Origin of the sequence: Nocardioides sp. NPDC057772 (assembly GCF_042798075.1) — a bacterium.
Lineage (GTDB): Bacteria > Actinomycetota > Actinomycetes > Propionibacteriales > Nocardioidaceae > Nocardioides.
This window is the reverse complement of record NZ_JBHVKN010000399.1, coordinates 1-1,224: the sequence shown is the minus strand read 5'-3', so window position 1 is coordinate 1,224 and position 1,224 is coordinate 1. Positions and strand designations below refer to the sequence as shown.

The window sequence follows — 1,224 nt, the reverse complement described above, 5'->3', positions numbered from 1 at the left end:
GGCGGGCACTGAAACGCCCGTCAGGTACATGAAGAGCCCATCAAGCGTCGCGACGTATCTCGCTATTCGGTTTGCTTCTGACATCAGGCTGCGGAGCGGGCGAAGGCTGCGCGAATCTTGGCAGCGACCCGCTCAGGGTTGGCTAGATCAGCCCAGGTCAGCCGAATGCACCGCCAACCGGTGAGGTCTTCGATCATCTCCTGCCGACGTTTCTCTCTCAGCACCACGTCGGTAACCGACTCGCCCTCGCGCAGCAGCTCCTGATACTTGATACGCCCATCGAACTCCACCCACACGCCGTACTCGGGCCACGCGAAGTCGAGCCGAGCGACGACGTTCCCGAATTCGTCATGCACCTCGTACTGCGGGCATGGCATGGGTAAGGCTTGAGCGAAGCACAGATGGAGCATCCTCCCCTCACCGACCGACTCGATGCGTCCGTCCGCGAGCCGAAGAACCAGGTCCGTGGTCAGAGTCTGGGGCCAACGATCGATCGTGCCGGCGTACCGCTGGACGACCTGTTCCATCGTGACCAGCTTGCGGTGGAGGAGGCAGCTCGCGAGGACGAGGCCGACCTCAACCGGTGCAATGGTGGTGACCTCGAGCAGGGCCCGCACCGGCGACGTGACATCGACGTCGCCTAGACGAATGACATCACTCTCGATCAAGCGCCCGCGGTGCTGCTGGATCCCGGCTTCCTTGCGCCCGCTCCTTCCGTCTCGTCTGGTCAAGTGCAGGTGGTGAAGGTCGAGCCCCCAAACCGGCACCGCTTCTGGGTAGAGGGAAATCGCGGAGCTATGGGAGATCACCACCTCCGTCTTCGCCTGCTTCGCAGCAGCCCTGGCACGAACCGCATGCCTGGAGCGCTCGTCGAGTGCTGCGTACGGCGCAGCGTTCACATATGCCCCACGTCGGGCACGCGCCAGGTGGCCCGATCGGACGGCTCGCAGGATCCCAGCGTCGTCGTAGCCGGACGCGAGCAGCTCCCGCCGCAGCTGAATGGGCATCAGACGTACGTCATCTGGCTCAAGGTTCATGCCGCTCACCCTGACGGTGAGCCACGACATTTTCGGCCAACTGGAAGGCCACTGTGGATAACTCGATCTCCAAGCGGAGCTGTGGAGACTGATCGGCCCGTTGGCCCAGCAACTTGGGCCGCTGATTGAGACGGTCAGAGAACTTGACAGTCGCTTCGTGTGCTTGACGGCCGTTTCAGTGCCCGCC

1 protein-coding gene is annotated in these 1,224 nt (G+C 63.2%); it reads right to left on the bottom strand.

Annotated features, from left to right (window positions below; genetic code table 11):
* Positions 1 to 83: 83 nt before the first annotated feature.
* On the bottom strand, positions 84 to 1,037 hold the full coding sequence (locus ACFVJS_RS28010; RefSeq protein WP_378886808.1) for a hypothetical protein: 954 nt from the start codon (positions 1,035 to 1,037) through the stop codon (positions 84 to 86).
* Positions 1,038 to 1,224: the final 187 nt, after the last annotated feature.